Source organism: Noviherbaspirillum autotrophicum (assembly GCF_000818395.1).
GTDB lineage: Bacteria > Pseudomonadota > Gammaproteobacteria > Burkholderiales > Burkholderiaceae_D > Noviherbaspirillum > Noviherbaspirillum autotrophicum.
Genome location: NZ_JWJG01000002.1, coordinates 22551 through 42996 on the forward strand (window position 1 = coordinate 22551; position 20446 = coordinate 42996).

The 20446-nt window shown below is 48.7% G+C and carries 15 protein-coding genes and 1 pseudogene; all 16 read right to left on the bottom strand.

The window, feature by feature from the left end; translation table 11 throughout:
- Positions 1 to 51: 51 nt before the first annotated feature.
- A complete protein-coding gene (locus TSA66_RS00125) occupies positions 52 to 1269 on the bottom strand; it encodes an acyltransferase family protein (protein ID WP_084199109.1) in 1218 nt (405 codons plus the stop codon).
- Positions 1244 to 2479 carry an O-antigen ligase family protein gene (locus tag TSA66_RS00130; RefSeq protein WP_040038473.1) on the bottom strand — a complete coding sequence of 412 codons (1236 nt, stop codon included), beginning with the start codon at positions 2477 to 2479 and terminating at the stop codon, positions 1244 to 1246. The genes TSA66_RS00125 and TSA66_RS00130 overlap by 26 nt, the downstream gene beginning before the upstream one ends.
- Before the next feature lie 219 nt (positions 2480 to 2698).
- On the bottom strand, positions 2699 to 3772 hold the full coding sequence (locus TSA66_RS25900) for a glycosyltransferase family 4 protein (protein WP_084199111.1): 1074 nt from the start codon (positions 3770 to 3772) through the stop codon (positions 2699 to 2701).
- On the bottom strand, positions 3751 to 4509 hold the full coding sequence (locus TSA66_RS00135; RefSeq protein WP_040038474.1) for a glycosyltransferase: 759 nt from the start codon (positions 4507 to 4509) through the stop codon (positions 3751 to 3753). The genes TSA66_RS25900 and TSA66_RS00135 overlap by 22 nt, the downstream gene beginning before the upstream one ends.
- On the bottom strand, positions 4509 to 5369 hold the full coding sequence (locus TSA66_RS00140; RefSeq protein ID WP_040038475.1) for an alpha-1,2-fucosyltransferase: 861 nt from the start codon (positions 5367 to 5369) through the stop codon (positions 4509 to 4511). Before TSA66_RS00140 ends, TSA66_RS00135 begins: the two co-directional genes overlap by 1 nt.
- 4 nt (positions 5370 to 5373) lie before the next feature.
- The gene (locus TSA66_RS26610; RefSeq protein WP_157691523.1) at positions 5374 to 6822 is read right to left on the bottom strand and encodes a lipopolysaccharide biosynthesis protein; all 1449 of its coding nucleotides are present in this window, start codon (positions 6820 to 6822) and stop codon (positions 5374 to 5376) included.
- The gene (locus TSA66_RS00150) at positions 6815 to 7828 is read right to left on the bottom strand and encodes a glycosyltransferase family 10 domain-containing protein (RefSeq protein ID WP_040038477.1); all 1014 of its coding nucleotides are present in this window, start codon (positions 7826 to 7828) and stop codon (positions 6815 to 6817) included. The genes TSA66_RS26610 and TSA66_RS00150 overlap by 8 nt, the downstream gene beginning before the upstream one ends.
- Entirely contained in the window at positions 7825 to 8421 is a 597-nt protein-coding gene (locus TSA66_RS27950) for an LbetaH domain-containing protein (protein ID WP_084199115.1), read from the bottom strand. The genes TSA66_RS00150 and TSA66_RS27950 overlap by 4 nt, the downstream gene beginning before the upstream one ends.
- A gap of 108 nt (positions 8422 to 8529) precedes the next feature.
- Positions 8530 to 9654 carry a GDP-mannose 4,6-dehydratase gene (gmd, locus tag TSA66_RS00155; protein ID WP_040038478.1) on the bottom strand — a complete coding sequence of 375 codons (1125 nt, stop codon included), beginning with the start codon at positions 9652 to 9654 and terminating at the stop codon, positions 8530 to 8532.
- Between the two features lie 26 nt (positions 9655 to 9680).
- A complete protein-coding gene (gene fcl / locus TSA66_RS00160) occupies positions 9681 to 10661 on the bottom strand; it encodes a GDP-L-fucose synthase (RefSeq protein WP_040038506.1) in 981 nt (326 codons plus the stop codon).
- 10 nt (positions 10662 to 10671) lie between these two features.
- Positions 10672 to 12093: a mannose-1-phosphate guanylyltransferase/mannose-6-phosphate isomerase gene (locus tag TSA66_RS00165; RefSeq protein ID WP_040038479.1), complete on the bottom strand. Its 1422-nt coding sequence runs from the start codon at positions 12091 to 12093 to the stop codon at positions 10672 to 10674.
- 16 nt (positions 12094 to 12109) lie between these two features.
- On the bottom strand, positions 12110 to 13111 hold the full coding sequence (gene galE, locus TSA66_RS00170) for a UDP-glucose 4-epimerase GalE (protein WP_040038480.1): 1002 nt from the start codon (positions 13109 to 13111) through the stop codon (positions 12110 to 12112).
- Positions 13108 to 14349, bottom strand: coding sequence for a GumC family protein (locus TSA66_RS00175; RefSeq protein ID WP_198358639.1), 1242 nt, complete (start codon positions 14347 to 14349; stop codon positions 13108 to 13110). Before TSA66_RS00175 ends, galE begins: the two co-directional genes overlap by 4 nt.
- A 46-nt stretch (positions 14350 to 14395) precedes the next feature.
- A complete protein-coding gene (locus TSA66_RS00180; protein WP_198358641.1) occupies positions 14396 to 16252 on the bottom strand; it encodes an SLBB domain-containing protein in 1857 nt (618 codons plus the stop codon).
- Positions 16253 to 16359: 107 nt separating this feature from the next.
- A complete protein-coding gene (locus TSA66_RS00185) occupies positions 16360 to 19197 on the bottom strand; it encodes a YjbH domain-containing protein (protein ID WP_232429354.1) in 2838 nt (945 codons plus the stop codon).
- Between the two features lie 544 nt (positions 19198 to 19741).
- Positions 19742 to 20435: pseudogene (locus TSA66_RS00190) on the bottom strand (pirin family protein).
- Positions 20436 to 20446 lie beyond the last annotated feature (11 nt).

The following is a 20446-nucleotide window of genomic DNA, read 5'->3' on the forward strand; positions in this document are numbered from 1 at the left end:
AAGACAACTCGCCGCTTTTCATAACGATTACGATTAATGGCATTGCTAACTTCACGAGCATAGATCAGCTTGTCCTCGCACTGCCGAGCTGCACCTGCGTCTGTCTACAATTTGCTTTCCAGCACGAATGCCAGGAAGTTCAATAAATATATGTGCTGCACTGGCCACGAGCACAACAACAATTGCAATCCCACCTACCACTAGCGCATATGGAATCAGGCCAAGATTAGCCAAAACGCCTTGAGCTCGAAGGTATGTCAGCACCCAATACAAGAAGAGGCCATGAATGAGGTAAACGCCATAACTTATCTCGCCAAGCCACAGCATCCCTTTACACCGAAGAATGCCCCACATCGACGCGCCGCTAACGACTGCAGAAAATGCCACGGCAGCCAAAAAGGCCGGGGCGGTTGCACTTCCATCCTTAAACAGCAACAGACAGACAGCACATAGCGCTGCCAAACACCGATACTGCCAAGATCGAGTCACTTTGAAGAAATTCGGGTGTTTATAAAGAATTGCGATAAGCATTCCCAATACAAAATGTGTAAAGTAGAGACGACCAATTGCGATCGTCACTATTAACAAGACCACAGATAACAAAGCTGCAACTCGCACCGATTTGCAAGGTTTGAAGATCAGATATATGACAGGCAAGAAAACATAGAAGATCCACTCAAATTTGAGGCTCCAATTTACACCGGCGACAAGGATCCATGTTTTGTCCAATCCATTAATATCGGGACGAGCAAAGAATACAAAAGCCAGCCAATGAGCAATTTCCCCTATGACCTCGAATAAGGGTTCACGAAGCTCCCAGTTGGTAAGGGAAAATACGGAGAGAGCGACGAAAGCAACGAATATGACATAGAGGGGGGTCAGCCTCGTTATCCGTGTCAAAAATAAGGCATACCAGTTAACTGGCTTTCCCAAAACGACGCGAGAAGTAAATAGAAATGCCGTAATCATGAAAAATACGGCAACTGTTGTTGCGCCTAAGTGATTCAATAAAGCTGATTCACTCGACGTCCAAATTCCGAATGAGAAATAACCATATGCTGCGACAGAATGATGAATAAACACACCAAGAGCGAGCATCCCACGCAAACCGTCAATACTCCCGTATCGAGTCTCTGTTTTCGATACCGTTGTAGCCACCGTCACATTTATTCGAACTAAAATTGCGCTAAGTAGAAACGCCACCCCATAGATAACAAAAGCATAACCGAGTCCAAAAAAAAGACTATTTTCGAGAATATTTATAGGCATCTGAAATAAAGGATACGCGGATTCGAGGTGCGAGAGTGATAAGTGCAATAAAAGGAGCTAACATCGCCGAATAGATAACATGGCCGGCGATCACACTTATTCCCAAAAACAATGCCATCATGAATGCACTAAATCTCCCCTCATCATTACCATTCATCCAAAATTGTCGAACGCTCATCGCCAGCCAACCAATCCAAACCAAATATACCAATACGCCGAAAAATCCCGATATGTAAATCAGATCCAACAAGTCGTTCTCAAACGTCTCCAGTGCACCATCGCCTAATTGCCCTGCCCCGAAAAGTAGTTGAAAGAACGAACTCCTATCTAGCCACTTGGCGAAATCGCCAACCCTATCGATACGGCCGCTTGTCAGGAACTCAGCACTCCCAGAAGCTACCTCGAAGAAGAACTGCCAACGTTCTATCGCAACATCAAAGAGCGGCATCCAATACTCCGACGAAGCAATCAACGCAATAATTGCAAGAAAAACGATCTGCAGCTTACTAACGACCGATTGGTAGTAGTAAAGCGCGAATGCGACTACAAGTACAAATCCGATAAGTGATGTCTTACTGAGGGATAAGATAGCCACAAAGAAAAAAATAGCAATTAACAACAACAAGGTTAAAGTATTTTTCCGAAAAAAATCCTGCCACATGAAGAGGATGAGCGCGAATATCGCCACCATCGTCGCCGAAACTTCATTTCCAGCATAGAAAAATCCTTTGCTGCCGATAAGTTGCCCATCAATTGATTCGCCATATTGCCCAAAGCCAATGCCTAAGAAGCCTAAGAAAACGTTTGCGACTAGCACTGCTGCATTGACGGCCAAGATCCGATTAACTTGGGAAAAGGAGAGTGCGCAGCGCTTTACCTGAACGTCTAACACGGAGCACATTAGAATGGCCATCAGCATCTTCATATGGAACTGCATGTCCCCAAGTATTTGAGTGCCTTCAAAATTCCCGAATATAGCGTGCAGCGCTGACCATACAACCGCTATCAGCAAAAAAATTATGGGTGTGATTCGACTAATTCGGGCATTCTTCAGCACAATCAAAAAAAACAACCCGAGCGTGCCGAGCCGAAAAATCGAACTCACGGTTTGATTTCCCAAAAAATTGATGCCACTATTTTGAAAGTATCCGCTAATAGCATCTATAAGAAGCCATGTTATTTCAACAAAATACGCCAATTTCAAAAGCATTATTCAGCGCCCTTGCAAGTTCGCTTTTGCAATAAACAATGCTGATATCGACCTATCGGTTCGTCCACCGTAGGTTTTAATATGTATGCAAAGACTACATCTGCTATCATTAAGACGTAGTCAACTGAACGCACGTATTCGGACGCCATTGGCCCAACTCGAAAATAAAAGTAAGGAACTGCGTTTTTAAGATTACCTGCTTTAATAACCATCTGATATTTAGTCTTTCAACCCTAAGGTAGAAGGAAGATTTTTCATTACGTCGCTCTCTTTAAATCTATAAGCCATAGTGCGTGCATCATTTGAAATTGCATCTACGAAAGCAATGTCATTTTCAAGTTCACAAATATGGAACAGAGAGGTTTCAACAAAATTTGCAATAGGAATGCGAAAGCCATTCACGGCCTGCTCGATATACTCCGAGGCAGTTGGAAAATCTGCAGACAAAACCACACATCCGCAAGCCATTGCTTCAAGATTTACTAGTGCTAGTGATTCATTGAACCAAGTTGGAAAAACAAAATAACGGTGAGATAAAAACAGGTCGCGGTTTTGTGAAACAGTGGTTGCAGAAACAAATTGTGTGCAATCCGACAAGTTAGCCTCCGCTATTGCGCTCTCAATTATTTGCCGGTCTGGGCCGACACCAGCGATAGTAAAATTAAAATCCGGATATACCGCGCGCAACTTTTGTGCTAATTCAATAAATAGTCGCCAGCCCTTACCTTCAACTAACCTAGACAGAAATAAAGCTGAACGAGGTCTGGATGATGCAACTATCAACTTTGATGCAAAATAATCATCATGAACACCGCCAGAATAAAAAACCCTGGCTCCTTCAGACCTTCCATTGCCGAATTCGTTGTCGAAAATCTGCTTGAAATGCTCGGATGGCACCACCACAATTTTTGCCGCCATAAATAGCCTCGAGAGTATTTTTTGTAAGAATTCACCTCGTCGAGTAACTGGCACCAGGTCGTGGCCATGAAAATTTAGAACTAGTCGTACCCTCCGCAACATCAGCGCAGGGATACATACAAGGAGCGAATGCAGAGGTTGATGTACATAAACGCAATCATACCCCCGCTTCAATATCTTTACGTTTGCCTGAATGGCAAATCTAACGTAATCTAGAAGCTTAAATAGATAATTATGATGCTTAGGTAATGAAACAATATCAGTCTCAATACCGGCTGCAACTAGACTTTCTGCACAGCGCTGTACGAATCGACCATAGGTTTTATCCCGCCTAGACGGGTACATATTTGTAATCAAGAGAACGCGGCGCGACATTTTCTGTAGACCAGGTAAAAAGTATCTATGGCAGCGCCGAAGAAGATTTTCGGGTTTCGTTTCCGCATCCCGATTATCAGCTTTATTCCAATATTTGTTGCGAAGGTATCAACTAGCTTAGATTTATCCGTTGCCTGTTCTGAATGGACACGATACTGAATCACTGGCGTATGGTCGACTACCAGATGATAACCCTCGCTCGAAGCTCTCAACCATAGATGATAATCTTCACTGAACTCAAGGTTCCCATAGCCGCCTAACTTCAGCAAAGCTTCACGCCGCATGAATGCAGTAGGGTGAATTGGACCGCAAGCTTTCATCAAACCACGATCAGCTATTTTGCGTTGTCCAGTTAAACCGCCTGCAGCATCAATGATTTCTGCGTCGGAAAAGATAAAATCAGCTCCCGTCTTAGTGGCAATTTCATGTTGTGTGCGAAATCGGTTTGGCAGGCAAATGTCGTCTGCATCGAATCGTGCAATATACTCGCCTCGAGCAAGCTCAATGCCTCTATTGAGGGCGTAAATTAACGATGGCATTTCAGTGACTTCGACACGGACTTTGTCGCTGATCTTCGCTCGTACCAATACATCGACGACCGCATGGCGATTAAAGCCATTAGCCACGACAATTAATTCGGCATCATCATCACTGATCGCAAGTTCGACACTACGGACAGCCTGAAGGAGGAAATGGTCAGGGCGGTGCGCTGCCATAACAACAGAGTACTTCATCATTATGATGACACCTGAAACCAATCTTGCGGAATCAGATGGTTTGAATCTAAAGCCTTCGAAACAAACCATGGGTCGGGAGCGATAACAATCTTCTCCGGATTCCGATTTAACCACGCCCCCCACCAGCTAAAACTACTATTTGCACAAATGTTGTGTTTGCAAAGTGACATAAGATGTATATCGGCCTCCGGCCTTGCATTGTTTCCCTCAACGAAGACTACTTCGTCGGGAATGCGTATATTTTCACGCACCCATTCCATATCGTCCGAGAAGACAAAAAAATTTGCCGGCCCGATTTTTGACCGGATGATATTGATAGCCCTTTCGTAATACCCTAGGCTGCAAACGCCATGTATGGAGAGATTATGTGTATTAGACACATAATCTCCACGTCGGATATGGATAGCGACACTATTAGATTCAATTGCATCGCTCGCATGTCGACTGTTTTGAGCTAGCAATGGATTGCTTGGTTGGAACTCTTCAAGCAATATACTGCGGATATTTAAGAAGTACTTCTCCGATTGAAAATAGCCATTTAAATAGACCGGAGCATGCAGCTTCATAAATGCTGGATCGAAGCCAAGACCAAGCTCCGAGTAAAAACGGGTCTTAATTCCAAGCTTTTGAGTGTATCTCGCTACTCTTGCCCCCCATCTTGGGAACTTCCTAAGTTCAACGCTGCTTGCGATACGAGCACTGATCTTCCATTGTTGTAACCCATAATCTCTTAACGAATAATGTTTAAACGCGCTTAGGTCCAGGATCAAGTCGCTGCCGGTTCGCTTTGCCAATGCAAGTGCAGATGCATATTGGAACATTTGGTTGCCTAGGCCACCAATCAAACGGACTACAATCACCTCTTCATTCCCCCGTTCGCAAATTAACCGTCAATAATCGTTTCAAGGCATGGTTTTTCCATGTCAAAGCAAATACACAGATCATCGACAATGCCCCAATGCCGACGAGTATCTCGAACGCCTCGATATAGGATTTAGGTGTTAGAGGGAAAAACCAGCTAATCGGAGCGACGATAACTACGATTAAAACCGCCCATCCCCAACGAGAATAATCAATTTCAATTGACAAATCTCGCCGCATTCTCTCACCCATCGCAAGGAACATTACTACTGCCGCCAGGGGCAGTGCAACTAGAGATTGCTCTAACGACCAGTTGGCTACAGCGGCCATAACAAGTGACACTGTCAGAAATGCAGCACCTAGAGCATACGGAAGTACCAAAATGTTCATGCGGCGTTTTACCTGTGCACCACTACCGAGCACATTAGCCAACACTCGACAACATTCAACCAAGGCTCCCAAATAAACAAACTTGTAAACGCCACCGTAGGACGAGGCTACCAACAGCATAAGTAAAGCGGGTGCTGAACTTAGTGTGACAGCGACTAGAATCAAATATGCTGGGCCGATTGAATTCAGAAGGTCGGAAAACGCCTTGCCACCATCTGTATGAGACACGCCCGAAATTCTTCGGTAATAGAGTGGAAACAAATACTGCATCACTAAGGACTCGCACAGACCCCAGATTTGGTTTGCCAAACCAAAACCAACTGCGACAAATCCTAATGCAGAAAGTCCCCAATAGTGTTCGAGCAACAGCCTGTAGCCAGATAACTGAGCCCACATAAACCCGGTTGCTATCGCTAACGGCAAACAATAATCACGAATCGCGTCGGCAGTAAGGAGTGGCCAACTCCCGCGTTTAGTCATGGCCAGTGTACGGTGCAAAATGTTGCCGGCACCAAGCGCCCCTATTGCCGCTCCAACGGCTTGGCCTGCAAACCATGCCAATCCACTGTGCCAAATCGTAGTCAGTCCCCACGAAAGGCCAAGACTGCAACATACTGTTACTGTCGACCAAAATACCGAGGTTCCCCTTGCGCCGATCATATTGAGCAAAGAAATCCATGTTGAATTCCAGGTGATCGCAACCACCATGAAAGCAATTAGGATCATTCGTAAAATGCATTCTGATCGTGATAACGATTGCGAGAGAGACCAAGCACCAACGGTTAACGCGCCAATAAGCGCCACCAAGAACACATAACCGTGAAAACGTTGCAACCGTGCGAGCAAAGTGCCCTCATCCGCCCATTCATGTGTGTGCCGATTAATATATTGGCCAACAGGATTGACAAGAAATAGTCCACAAAAAGCTTGAAAGGTGGCTAGCACGGCGAATATGCCGTATTGATCAGGGTTAAGTAAAGATGTTGCGAAGCGTATAGAAGCAAGTGCAATAATCACACTGACGAGGCGTCCGCCGATCAGATAAAAAAAATCACTACGCACAACCGAGATCCTGCTCTATTGTTTTTACGACAGTCTCGGCAAAAGCTTGTGAACTAAAGCGGTACGCAGCACTACTATTAAGAAAATTAGCAATACTTTGCTGGTAACACCGGAATGTATCTTCTGACATTGAATTAATATACTCATATACCGCTGCCGTATCAGAGAATTCACGGCGGTCAATAAAACAATTTTTCGGAATATAATCAGTAATGTTATTAGCCCCCCAATAAACCGGCACGCACCCAGAAAAAAAGCAATCAAAAATCTTTTCAGTAATATAGCCGGGCAAATCCCTAACATTTTCGTAGCAAATAGCAAAACGAGTTCTAAGCAGAACTTCCCGCTTATGCTCCACCTTCCCACAGTAACTCGGAAATGGTGTCAAACCAACAAATCGCGATATGTAACGCCAAGCTTTCTTACTAAGTCTACCTATTACACCTGGCGCCGCTGCAGGCATATTCCATTCCGTCCCGTAAAGTCGAAAATCAGAGGGCGCATTCTTCTCAAACCATCTAATAACTCGTACACGTTCGCTATAAAGCTCACGTTCGTCCCAAAGATTCACTGCCTTGTTTCCGGCAATCATGCAACAAAGGTTATCGCGCTTAGCGAAACCATCCACATCAGGCAACATGATCGGATTCGGGAAATCCAATTTAATAAATTTCACCCCGTCAATCAGTGAATCGTTCCAGGTAAAAATTTTCCTATACCTGTTCCAATTATTGGGATCGTAATTCTCTGGCTTGATGCAATGAGTCTCAAACATCAGCAAATAATTTATGGGTGATGCCGATAATAACTGAACGTCTTGATGAATTTCAAAGGCAACTGGCTGATCACAAACTGTGTCGGCTGTGTCAATCATATAATTGATCGTAGCCAAGGCCTCCTTCAATTTCACATAAGGCTCAAAACAGTTGTCTCGGTTATTTGGATTGGAAAGATCAAAAATCAAATTCTTCGTTAATCCGCCGGCGCGTAAAAATGCATGTTTCATGCAACTTCCTTTTTACTCTCGAATGAGTGTACGAAGGTCGTTGCATCTTCCTCATCTAATTGCCACCATTCTGAGTCCAATAACTTTGTTCGCTGCGACTCATCGAATCGGAATTTAATTATCCTTGCGGGAACACCGGCGACTATTGCAAAAGGTGGGACATCATGTGTTACAACCGCGTTTGCAGCAACGACTGCTCCCACTCCGATGCGAACCCCTCGTAACACTACTGCATCCACTCCAATCCAAACATCGCTCCCAATTTCGCATTCACCTGATGTCAAGACGGACCATGGATTTACATAAAAACGTGACGAAGTTGATACTCGGTCCAACTGATGTTCACCTTGACCAATTGACACGTTATTTGCAATTGATACGTATCTTCCGATTTTCGCGGCAGTAATGCACGAATAGCAACCAACATATGTGTATGATCCTATTTCGCTTGTTCGATCAATTCGGCTTCCAGTCTGAACTTCGATATTTGAACCTTGGATTGCTTCGGAGGCGACATGAAGCGAATAAATGCGACATGACTTCGTTATCCAAGCTCTAGCGATGCCAGCCAAGTTAAAGAGTTTTCCTACCATGCCTGACACTCAATTGCACTAAAGCTCGTTAAGGACACGTCTAGCACATGGTGGGTCCTATTAAGAGAAACCACACGTGAACTTATGACAGATCGCTCTTGCACTGTTTCACTCCACGGATACAGCAATTTTGTAGCCATGATGCTTAAGTAATGCATGCTGCTTCGCCTTAGCCAAATCCGCAGCAACCATTTCTTTCACCATTTGATTTAAGGTGATTTCTGGCGTCCATCCCAATTTCTGCTTTGCTTTTACAGGATCTCCAAGCAACGTCTCAACCTCAGTTGGGCGGAAGTAACGTGGATCGATCTTAACTATCACGTCACCTACTTTCACTCCGGGCAGTTCATTTCCGGACAACGCTGCCACAACTCCTTGTTCGCTCACGCCGGAACCTTGCCACTGTAAAGTAATTCCCAGTTCGGCGGCCGTCATTTCAATAAACTGACGAACGCTGTATTGCACACCCGTCGCAATTACAAAATCATCGGGATTTTCCTGTTGAAGCATCAACCACTGCATACGCACATAGTCCTTGGCGTGCCCCCAGTCCCGTAGAGCATCCATGTTGCCCATGTAAAGACAGCTTTCTAGTCCTTGACTAATATTGGCAAGGCCGCGGGTGATTTTACGTGTTACGAATGTTTCGCCTCTACGAGGACTTTCGTGATTGAATAGAATGCCGTTGCAAGCATAAATGCCGTATGCTTCGCGATAGTTCACGGTGATCCAATATGCATACATCTTTGCAACGGCATAAGGGCTACGAGGGTAAAACGGAGTAGTCTCCTTTTGCGGAACTTCCTGAACCAAACCGTATAGCTCAGATGTCGAGGCCTGATAGAAGCGAGTTTTCTTTTCCAATCCAAGAATGCGAATGGCTTCTAGAAGACGTAACGTGCCAATACCATCAACATCAGCTGTATATTCGGGGCTTTCAAAACTCACTGCCACATGGCTTTGTGCACCCAAGTTATAAATTTCGTCAGGCTGTGTTTCCTGCACTATGCGGATTAAATTACTAGTATCAGTGAGGTCACCATAATGAAGCCGGAAATTGGCGTTTTGAATATGAGGGTCTTGGTAGATGTGATCAACACGTTCCGTGTTAAAAAGACTGGCACGGCGCTTAATACCATGAACGATGTAGCCTTTTTCGAGTAGAAATTCAGCAAGATACGAACCGTCCTGGCCAGTAATACCTGTGATGAGGGCAACTTTTTGTGTAGTCATAAATTTGAGCGTCAAGTATTCTCTTTTTACTTGCGCAGCGAGAGTCCATTAATCAAAAAATCTTCATAAGCTCGGGTCAAACCCTCATCCAGGCTTATTTTTGCCTCCCAGCCAAGTGAGTTTAGAAGCGAGCTATCCATAAGTTTGCGCGGCGCCCCATCGGGTTTGCTAGTATCGAACTCGATTTTTCCGTGGTATTCGACAACCTTTCCTACTGCCTCAGCTAGTTCACGAATTGTTATGTCCTCACCAAATCCAACGTTGACATGGCTTTGCATTGGCTTAGTATGCGCACCGTAGATAGCCTTATCAAGGTTCATAATATGAACGCAGGCATCGGCCATATCGTCAACATAGAGAAATTCGCGACGCGGCGTACCGCTCCCCCAAATCGTAACGGCGGGGCTATTCGCAACCTTTGCCTCGTGAAAGCGCCGGATAAGTGCGGGAATTACATGGCTGTTTTCTGGATGGTAGTTATCGTTCGGGCCATATAAGTTAGTCGGCATGACACTCCGGTAATCAACGTCGTGGCTTTGACCATATTGACGGTTATAACTTTCACATAGCTTGATACCGGCGATTTTTGCTACTGCATATGGCTCATTAGTTTCTTCGAGCTCCCCTGTGAGAAGAGCATTTTCAGTCATGGGCTGTGCAGCCAATTTGGGGTAAATACAGCTTGAACCAAGAAACAGAAGCTGCCTCACTCCTACACGCCAAGCTTCGTGGATGACGTTCGCTTCTATCATTAGATTTTGATAGATAAACTCGGCCGGATATGTGTTATTCGCATGAATTCCGCCAACCTTAGCAGCTGCCAAATACACTTGGTCCGGCTTTTCAATTTCAAAGAAGGTTCGGACAGCCGCCTGATTAGACAAATCCAGTTCAGCATGAGTACGTGTAACAATGTTGGTCTGCCCCCGCAGTTGCAGGGCGCGAATAATGGCAGAGCCAACCATCCCCTGATGACCTGCAACATACGTTTTGTAGTGAGTATTCATGGCTGTTTTATTATTGGACGCGCCCATAGGTATCCTCAAATCGAACAATATCGTCCTCACCTAGATAACTACCGGACTGTACTTCTATCATTTCAAGGTCGGTTTTGCCAGGATTGTGTAAACGATGCACTTCCCCAATAGGGATGTATGTAGACTGATTTTCAGAAAGTAGATAGGTACTATTTCCACACGTGACTTCTGCGGTACCTTTAACGACAATCCAATGCTCAGCGCGATGATAGTGTTTTTGCAAACTCAGGCTGGCCCCTGGTTTAACAGCAATTCGTTTCACCTGGAACCGCTCACCCATGTCGATACTGTCGTACCATCCCCAAGGACGCGCGACTTTTCGATGCAAGGTCGCCTGTGGGCTTTGGCGGGTTTCCAATTCAGTTACAACGTGCTTGACATCCTCTGCATGCGTGCGAGCTGCCACAAGTAATGCGTCTGCCGTATCAATAATCAGCAACTCCTCCGTGCCTAACGCAACAACTGGGCGATATGGGGCATGAATAAAAGTTCGGCGAGCTTGCACAGCCAACCCATGCCCCTCGATTCGATTGCCATCGCCATCTGGCTCAACTAATTCAGCAACCGCATTCCAACTTCCGACGTCGCTCCAAGCTCCATTGAAAGGCACGACAACTAAATTAGGATGATGTTCCATCACCGCGTAGTCGATACTTTGAGAACGGCATGTTGTAAACGCACTTTTTTCCGGACGAACAAATATCCTTGATCCATGTTCATCCTTAGTTGCAGATGCCATGGCCTTCTGACAATTTTGGAGAATGTCCGGTGCATATTCTTGCAATGCTTGAATTAGGGTGTCAGCGCGAGTCAAAAAAATGCCTGCATTCCAAAGAACTTTACCCTGAAGAATCAGCGCTTGTGCTTTTTCAGTATTAGGCTTTTCAATAAACCGGACAACCTTGTAACCGCCTCCATCTTCATTAGCCTTGTCGCACTCTATGTAGCCATAAGCCGTACTAGGGAAACTAGGCATCACACCAAACGTGACGATCGCCCCAGATTCGGCAGCTCTCCTGCCTTGCTCAATTACCCGTAGAAAAGCGTTTGTATCAGGAATATGGTGATCAGCAGGACAAAAGAGCAATAACTCATCCGCTTTTGCCTGTAGAGCTGCCAGCGCCATTGCAGCGGCAGTATTACGCGCGACGGGTTCAAGAATGATTTTTTCGCCTGCGTTAGCAGCTTGCATGGCTTCCGCCACCAGAAACCGATGATCCTCGGCTGCGATGCAAATTAATTTCGAAGCGGCAACCTCATTAATTTTTCCAAGCCGCTCAAGAGTCAGATGTAGCAGGCTCTTATTGTCAATAAGGGATACAAACTGCTTTGGAAAGCTTTTTCGGGAAAGTGGCCACAGGCGAGTACCGGATCCACCACAGAGAATGATTGGAATAATCATGGCTTTATATTTTTGATTACGATTCCGATTGAATCTGCCAACGCCAAGTACTGGCGCACATGTCCGCGAGGTTTCGCTTTGCGTACCACTGCAATTGCTCAGCAGCTTTATCGGCCATAGCAAAGCACATTGCAATATCCCCTGGACGCCGTTGAGTAATTTGATAAGCTACGTTTTTCCCGCTCGCGGCTTCAAAAGCACGCACCATTTCCAAGACGCTCGTTCCGCGGCCTGTACCTAGATTTATCGCATGCCACCCTTTTTGATGCTTTAAGAAATCCAGGGCAGCCGAATGGCCTTCGGCCAAGTCCATTACATGGATATAGTCACGAATACCGGTTCCATCAGGCGTTGGATAGTCGTTGCCAAACACATGTAGGCACGGAAGTTTTCCGATGGCCACTTGTGCCAGATACGGCATCAAGTTATTGGGGATACCACAGGGATCTTCGCCAATCAATCCAGATTCATGAGCGCCTACTGGATTGAAATAACGCAGGCATACAATACGCCAACTTGAATCCGATCTGGCGACATCGGCAAGCACTTCCTCAATATGCAGTTTGCTACGGCCATAAGGATTAGTGACACTTGTAGGATGATTTTCGTCAATAGGCACATATTGTGGATTGCCATAAACGGTGGCACTTGAACTAAAGACCAATGTTTTTACACCACATGAATCCATGCCCTGCAACAGGCTAATAGTACCCTGTACATTATTGGCATAGTAATCAATAGGTTTTACTACTGACTCCCCCACCGCCTTAAGGCCCGCGAAATGAATAACTGCATCGATGGAATATTGTTGAAGTGTCCTGCAAACCACATCAGTGTCGCGCACGTCACCTTTTACAATCGGGACAGACTTGCCGGAGATCCTTTGCAATCGAAGTATGACATCGGGCTGGCTGTTACAAAAATTGTCGATCACCACAACAGTATGCCCCTCGCTCATTAACGCAAGAGCAGTATGACTACCGATGTAACCGGCGCCCCCAGTAAGCAAAATATTCATGAGGCTGACCTCCCCTGAATAGTTTTCCAGGCCAGAGATAATTCTTGCCACCGTTGACTATTTTTTGGGTCACGGCGAGAGCGTCTATAACCTTCACATATAAATGCAAACATAACGCCAAGTGCACTACCACCAAATAAACCAGCAAGTGTGATCATTGCGCGTTTCGGTTTTGATTTTTTTTCCGCTGGAACTGCCTTATCTAGTAATTGAATTATTGATGAATCCTTCGCTTCCTCGATCTTCGCAAGCTCATATTGCTTAGCCAGAAGTTCGAAGATTGTTTCGTAATATTTGACGTCACGAAGCTTGCGCACGTACTCGATTCCAGCTTCGGGGATTCGTCCAGTGGATAGCATGAAGTCTCCGTCTTTTGACGGCCGATTCTTTTCCAGCTTGAGCAACTGTGCCTGCAGTCCACGCAGCTCTTCCTGTGTACGCAGCAGCTCGGGATTCTGCGCCGTAGCAAAGGTACGCATAGCGTTTAGCTGGACCTCCTTCGCTGCGATCGTGCCTTTGAGTTGCGCGACACTTGAGATAATCGCTTGTACCTGCCCTTCCGGCTGGATCATTCCGGTTTTTTCTTGCGTAGTACGAAGCGCCACCTCGGCATTAGCCAGTTGTTCTTTTGCGTCTTTTAACTGCCGCTCGAAAAAAAGGCGCCGTTGCGATGCCTCTGAAATTGCCATTGTCTGCGTGAGCTTGGTTAGTTCATCGACATAGGCGTTCGCCAAGTCCGCCGCAAACTTAGGATCTTGATCACTTGCAATAATCGAGATCAATCCATCTTTTTTACCATTTTCAATCTGAATCGACCGAGTCAAAGCCTGACGCGCGTCATCCATGGTTTTACTTTGATACCGTTCTTTCAGTTTAAAACGTGCGATAAGGCTATCGGCCACTGTGCGACTTTCCAGTATGCCAACATAAAGATCGCTCGGATTCTTTATGCCCGTAGCACCGCCGATCGCACCCGCCAATCCTCCCAGCTGTCCCAGCATCGCAGCCATTCCAGATGATTGTTGTTGCGGTGGCATAATTTTTGCCGTGCTCGTAAAAATTGGAGTCATCGCCAGTGAGGCTGCCAGTGCTATCGCCCCTCCCATAACTGGCAAGCCGAACACCAGTTTTTTGTGACGACCTAACGCAATCAGTACATCAACGAGATGAATGTCGCTTTCCCCCTCATACACTGGCACCTGATTAGGCATTTTATGTGCGACTTGCTCAGACATCATTTACTTCCACATAAGCTCCCGATATTGGGTATGAAAATCGATCACGTTAGTTTTTCAACACTTTGAGCCCAGCCGCGCCCAATCCAAACTGATAAAGAATAGTCGTCCATTCCTTCACGCTCTGCGTCCATGAGTTGCGATCGATTTTTTCCGGCACGACGACGGCATCACCCGGATTGACACGTGCGCCGCCCAATCCACCGAACCATCCGCTACTGTGCGAGCTTTGCGCAGTACCGTCGGCGTGCAGCAGATAAATCTCCGAGGTGTCCGCGGTTGCCGTCGGGCCGCCTGCAAGGCCGAGGTAGTCGTTGACGATGCGTTGCGGTTTGAAGATGAATGCGCTTTGCTGGAATACCGCGCCCATGACATCGACGGTGCCCGGCTTGCGCGGAACGTAGATAGCGTCGTCGCCCTGCAGTTCGAGGTCCGGCAGATTTTTCACCTGTGCGTCAGCATCGGACAGTTCGAGTACGATCCGCCCTTCCGCTTTGATGGAGCGCATTTTCTGTGCGAGCTGGCGTTGCCGCTCAAGCTCGGCGTTGACAGCTGCGATATTCTCTTTGTCAGTGGTGCCGGCTAGGCGCTGCTTGGCGTTTGATTCGATGTCCCGCTCGAAGCGGTCGGCCACTTCGTTGAGCTTTGCCTGCTGAGCGCGACGTACGCTCTCACGCGTGAGCTGCATCGCATAGAGATAGCCATCTTCGGTGATGCCGCCTAAGCGGGCGATCAGTGCGCGCAGGGTCTCGCCTTTTCGCAGCTGGAATACGCCGCTTTGCTTGATTTCCCCCGATACACGCACATACTCGTTGCGAACCTGTGCCTGGACAGGGACAGCGCCGGGCGAAAACACGCGCAGCACGTCAGCCGGTTGCAGTGGTATACCTGCTAGCCGGCTGCCGGCATTGCTGTTGTCAGCAATTAGGTCGGCGATGACCTGGTAATTGTTATTAACGTTTTTTTCGACCACGACTTGCTTTGATTCGGTTGCGGAGTCAAAGCCACCTGCCCATGCCATCAGGTCGGCAAGCGAAGACTGGCCTTTCAATTCGAAGATACTAGGCCTCTTCACATTGCCGGTCAACGCAACCAGCGGGCCGACTTCGGGGATATAAACCACGTCGCCGTCCTGTAGCGGCACGTCACGGCTTTTGTCGCCCTTGACCAGCATGTCATAGACGTCGAAGGTCGTGATCGTTGCGTCGCCACGCTTGACCTGAATATTGCGCATCGAACCAGAGGCATCCGGCCCACCAGAGGTAAACAGTGCGTTGAGAAGCGTGCTCATCGCATTGAGCGTATAGGTTCCCGGGCGGGCTGCATGCCCGACTACGTAAACCTGCACGGAGCGCGCCTGCGAAATGCTGGCAGTCAGTTCAAAGTTACTGAAGTTCTTACCGATCGCTTTTTTGAGGTGGCCTTGTAAATCGCGGTACTTCACGCCGGCGACTCGCACGGAGCCCACGCGTGGAATGTAGATTGCACCACTGCGGTCGACAGTAGCGCTCAGGTCAATGTCGACCATACCCCAACCGCGAATCTGCAGCTCGTCGCCCGGGCCGACTATATAGTCGGCATTCACCGGCACACCATTGAGCGATGTGAAATTGCTGGGCGCATCGACGAACAAGTCCGTGCCGAAAATCTCCAGCGACGTTCCCGCCACCTTTTCGACAAAAATTGCGAAGGTCGATTTTTCTCGTTTGGGCAAGGGATATGGCGGCATTCCTTGCTGCACTCGCATCTCACCGTTCACACGAGCATCTGCCCCAGTATTCGAGATGCGCGGGAGACCGGTTGTGCCGGCTGCAATGGTCGGTCCCTGACTCGCGTTAGCGGAAGCTGCCGTGGCTTGGTTGCTCATATCCTGAGGCCAATTCGACGGTGTTGCTGCTAGCGCCACGTCCGCCAAAAAGATCAGACCGCCTGCCAGCAGTGATACTGCGAAATATGAGTTTCTCATTCGTGATTCTTAAAATATTCAATAAATTTCGAGTAATCCGGGGAAGTTCAGTAGGTTTTTTGCCATGACACGCCGACTTCGCCCGGCCCGGCATTAAACGAAACTACCGATTTGCTATTGTCATGCTGTGCATTCCATAGCCAAGAGCCGGTCGCATAACCCAGAATGCCGCCGGCAGCCACATCCGAAAACCAGTGTTTTCTCGCTGCGACCCGGCCCATCGAACCAACGGCTGCCACACCGTATAGCCACTGTGCGTCGTATTCTTTTGCAAAGGGCGTCACCGCTGCGAATGCGATACTCGCATGATTGGATGGAAAGGATGCGTCGGAGCGCGTCGTAGCACGCGTCCACTGCCCGCGCTCTTCTTCCGGGCGGGCCCGGCCGACAACGTACTTGGTTCCGATGCTGGCACCGGCCGCTACTAGCGCTGACTGGAGCGAAACAACGCCTGTGTTCTGCATGCGCTCGTCGCCGAATGCCAGCGCCATGCCAGCAGCACCGACCGCCGCAAGTGGAACAGTTTTGCCGAACGTATCGAGGCCGCGACTCAGGCGCGAGCCGATATGGTCCTTTGCAATGCGGGCGATCGCCTTATCGCCAAGGGACGCTACCGCGAGTGCGCCGGCAGCGAGCCCGATGCCTTTCAATGCATCCGGAGCCGATGGCAGCGCCGAAGAGGAGCTTTCCAACCGCTGCCGCATCGCCGGCCACGGATTGTCCAATTTGTGTTCCGGCGGATTAACCGCCGGGTGGTTCTGTTCATCCGCACGCTCGGCGAAATTGCCCAAGCCGTCGATGGTTGTCATGTCGCGGCGCGGATTTTCCATTAGCTCGTACAAGTCGCCCGGAGACGCCACCATCTGGCCAACGTCGCGCGTCCAGGGAGAGATGGCGAAACCGGCACTCGCCTGCGTATCGCTGGTGAGCATGGTGCCCAACGGGATCGAGATGAATACGCCTTTGTCGTGGTATGGCGCCTCCGGCTTACCAGGTGACGTAATGTCGTTGCCATTAGTACGGGTGAACCATGCCCCCACCTCGATGCCGGACAAGAAGCGACGCTTGAACTCGCCTCGCACGCCGACATCCTTCGCCAGAAACCGGCCTGCCCGTGCGGTCGCAGTGATGCCATATGGCAGGCGATAGTGCACGGCGCCGAGCGCAGTGACCGTTTTGTAATCACGCTTGCCGAGCCAGCCTTTGAAGTCGCGCTGCTGCAACGCATCCATCGTCAGATCAAATGCCCAGCGGCTGTCCTTCGGCAGATAGAGAACCTGGCCACCGACGCCGCGATACATTTCTTCGTAGACACCACTGGACACGCGGACATACCAACGCTCGGCAGGTGTGGCATATTTGTTGAGCAGCAAGCGATACAGCTTGATGCGGCTGGCGCGCTTGTAGTCCGCCACGTCGGTGCGTACATGAGGTAACAGGCTGTTGGACGGCTGCGTTACATCGCTGACGTTCTCAGAAATTTTCAGGCCTAGGGCGCTGTTGAGATACAACCCTTCGCCCAGGCGCTTGTCATAATTGGAGGAGGCCACCAGTTCATAACGCAACGCGCCGCTCGGATCGTTAAAGAAGAAGCCCAGTTTGGGCACAATTTTGAAGCGGTTTGCTTCGCGGTCTTCCGACGCCAGTTGTACGACTTCGCCGTCACGACCGACAATGACATCCAGCCCGGCAGTATCCTTTATGCCGACCAGCATGCCTTCCTGGTCGGCATGGATCATGTCACCCTGGTTCGGGTAACGCACCAGCACCGTTTCAAGAAATGCCTCGCGCGGAATGCGGCCCGCCAGATAGTCGCTTAATTTTTCCAGATCAAAAAACTCGTAGGTCGCGACCGGCTGCTCGAGCTTGGTGTAGGTGACGTGAATGTTGCTAATATCCACAGGCGCAAACGCCAACGCGACACGCGTGGCGCGACCAACGGCGCGACCGAGATTGGAAATGCGACTGTTGGTGAGCGTCAGGTTCAGCGTATGGCCTTGCAGCTGAATCCGGATGTTCTTGAAGTCTTGCTTGGCGAGCGCTTCCACCAACGCAGCACCATACGCCGGGTCATGCTGCCATTCCTCTATCGAAGGGCGCCGATGATCGCCTTTCTCCTGGTAGTAGGATGGCTCGTGAATCTTGGGGACGAACTCCCGCTCGGAGAACGGAATGCTGACGAAAGCGTTGAGGCTGGAATTATCTTGGTGCCGTGCCGCCTGAACACCCAACCATCCCCAGCGGTATTCGACACCGACCGACGGTCCCTTGCGGCGCTGCCCGGCAAACGTTTCAGCGGCCCGAAAGTCCTTGGGATAGTTATTTGCGTCGTATTCCGCCACGAGGGACCAGCGCGGTAAATTCTCGGGCGTCCAGCGCATACCTGCAAAAAGACCCTCCGGTCTTAGCCGCCCGTAACCGACACTTGCCTCCAGATTCCTGCTACTGCCGAATGTCTTTGTCGCTACTGCGTATTGCCCTTTGAATAATTCTGTGCCCTGCAAATCAGTTGCGCCGAGCGCTACGGACGGCAGCCAGATGGTTTCATCCCACAGCTTGAGCTTGGCATCGATCACCTTGTCCTTATAACGGCCATAACCGCTGCCGTAGGCGTTCGGATCGTTGGTAAAGCCTGGGATGCCCGTTATTGAGACGTAGCGACCGGTTACCTGCAGAAAGGGAAGAATCGTTGATGTAGCCCACAAGGCGCCATACGGACTGTCGTATCCATAGCCAATGCTGAACGTGCCATCGGCTTCAACCGAGGCGCTGGGCATGTTGATATACCCGGACTGGCCCTGAATGGTCGGGGTCGCGCCAAATGCTTGCGCGCCGCCGATCGCAAGGCAACCATACCAAGCACATTTAATGGATTTTCGCAGCACTGATAACAAATCCGACAACCCTGAAATAGCTATCAGATCAATTCCACCCAATGGCAACCCAATAGCGTGGAATGTAGCGAAATCTGAACAGCAAAGACTCGATCAAGAAGGTGCACACCCCTGCTCCTTCGCACCGTCCTGCACCTGCCCTTGCCACACCAACGCGCTGTACGCAAAGATACGACAATGACAACAAATGGAAGCAGGTATTGATAATTATCAATAGTCCGCTAGTTTAGCACTGTTGCATTTGGAAAATAAGTGGTTCGCGGCATAATTGATACGCACGCAAGGTATTGTTTCTTAATAACTTTCGAGTAATTAATTACCCGGAAAAGTTACCCAAAATATGGGATGGACAAATGATCAAATGCACTGGCAGATCTGTGCATTTTTCAAACGGAGGTTTTTCAGGGACCTGACAAGGTTGGATTATTCGGTCGGAATGGTCTCGCCACCAACCCTATATTCGTTGGAGATTGAAACGGAAGATGGTATCCACTCATCGGACGCCCGTTTAGCCATACCCAGCACAGCAGAAAAATTAAGGGAGATCATACAACAAGACTTCAGCGTATTTTCCACGAGATACATTAATTATCTTTTCACCAACAATCTTCAGCGCATCGCCTAAGCGCAATATCATTGACATAAACACTGCCACGCGCCACGTGCATATATGGACGCCGCTTGGGCGAAACAGATATTTCCACACCTTCGGTTCCGCCAAACAAACCGGCATACAGCCTCGCATCCTGATGCACCACAACTGAACCAGCTTGTCCGTCGGGGCCTGCGATCAGACACAGACGGCCGCGTTTCTGCGTCTCGTCGAAGTGCTTTTCCTCATAGCTTGGCGTAAGACCAAACCGGTCTGGCTCGATCCAAATTTGCAAGAAATGCGCGGCGCTGTCTTGCGTAGGGTTGTACTCGGAATGCAGGACGCCGGTGCCTGCGCTCATGCGTTGCACATCACCGGGACGAATCACACTGCTGTTACCCATGCTATCCCTGTGAGCCAGTTCGCCGTCGAGCACGTAGCTAATGATCTCCATATTGCGATGACCGTGAGTACCAAAACCGGAACCCGGCGCGATGCGATCCTCATTGATCACGCGTTGTGGGCCGAATTCCATGTACTTCGGGTCGTAGTAGTCGGCGAAGGAAAAGCTGTGCCAGGAATCCAGCCAACCGTGATTGGCATACCCCCGTGCGTCACTTCTACGTATCTCGACCATTTTGCGCCTTC